This is a genomic window from Pseudomonas sp. YuFO8 (assembly GCF_035065025.1).
GTDB lineage: Bacteria > Pseudomonadota > Gammaproteobacteria > Pseudomonadales > Pseudomonadaceae > Aquipseudomonas > Aquipseudomonas putida_AE.
In genome coordinates this window covers 1-1,432 of the sequence record NZ_JAXDEQ010000094.1, presented here as the reverse complement: position 1 = coordinate 1,432, position 1,432 = coordinate 1, and the positions used below count along the sequence as shown (strand labels likewise).

Annotated in this window: 1 protein-coding gene and 1 pseudogene; both read left to right on the top strand. The window is 55.4% G+C overall.

The genetic code is table 11. The features are described 5' to 3' along the window. Positions 1 to 929, top strand: a 929-nt coding sequence (locus tag SOP95_RS31445) for an RHS repeat-associated core domain-containing protein (RefSeq protein ID WP_323609507.1), incomplete at its 5' end; no start/stop codon positions are given. Between the two features lie 288 nt (positions 930 to 1,217). Continuing rightward, positions 1,218 to 1,432: pseudogene (locus tag SOP95_RS31440) on the top strand (RHS repeat-associated core domain-containing protein); the annotation flags it as partial.

Below are 1,432 nucleotides of genomic sequence, written 5' to 3'. Positions count from 1 at the left end.
CCGACCTCCAGCACTTTTACTGTAAAAGTCGCTTGGCCAGCGAAATACAAGGTGCACAGCACCGCAGCATCTTCCAGCATGACGACCAGCTATTGGCGCAACGGTCGAGCCAGAACGCCAAGGTCGATACCACCTTGCTGGCAACCGATCAGCAACGTTCGGTGCTGAATACGCAGAGCGCCACGCAATCCCAAGCCTTCGCCTACACCCCTTATGGCGAGCGCCCCCCGAAGAACGGCTTGCCCAGCCTGCTCGGATTCAAAGGCGAACGGCTCGACCCGCTGACCGAAAACTATGATTTAGGTAAAGGCTATCGGCGGTATAACACCAGGTTGATGCGGTTTGATAGCCCGGACAGTTTGAGTCCGTTTGGGGAAGGTGGGTTGAATGCGTATGGGTTCGTCGCAGGGGATCCCGTTAACCTCAGTGATCCGACTGGGCATTCGCCTGTTCCTTTAGTGCTTTTCGGCGCTGCCACCCTTGTTGGTGTTTCAAGCGCAATTGGGGCTGTATATACCGAAGGCGAATTGCAGGCGGGGCTCGCGGTTGTTGCTGCTGTTGCGGGTGTTGTTGCGATTGGTAGTTTTAACTCGCACTACAACAGAGGCCGTCAGTTGAACAGGACCTTGTCTGTGACTGTTCAGCCATCGCCCCCCAGCGCTGCGCGTAGGAATCGGGCACCATTAGTCAATACTTCGCAATCAGATGCGCCGCCGGCTTATGACACAATTGTATCGGGTTCTCATTACGAGGGCAGGGGCTATCCTCCTCCATACTCGTTGGAGGATCCGAATCGCATTCTAGGATCATTGAACAATCAAAGCGCCAGGCCTACTCAGTCACCAGGAAGCTCCCGGAGTGGCCCAAACGTACCGTCTTCGTCATCGACCAATGCGACGGTTTCAGCTATTCGCAATGGAAGTCGATAGCGGTTCAGTCGGGCGTCGGCAACCACAACCAGAACTGTGCCCCACCCCGCGCCACCAGCGCTCGGCGGCTGATTGCCAGCCCCAGTCGCCAATGCGCCCCCCTGACTGCCAGGGAACAATGAAACGCTCAAACGGCCAGGGTGGCTACTGTCAGGTTTTACAGTTCTACCGATGTTAAATGAGTAAAAGGGTCTTTAGTTGCTTTCAAACACTAGCAGTTCTGCTAGTGGGCATTTTCTGTAAAAAGATCAATGCTTAGGGGACTTGGCCTTACATGGAGTACAACAGATGCCTGCCTCCCCTCAATCAACTGAACTGTGCCGCTACCGCTACGATCCTCTGGACCGTCGGGTTGCCTCCACGCTCCACCAGCAGACCGACCTCCAGCACTTTTACTGTAAAAGTCGCTTGGCCAGCGAAATACAAGGTGCACAGCACCGCAGCATCTTCCAGCATGACGACCAGCTATTGGCGCAACGGTCGAGCCAGAACGCCAAGGTCGA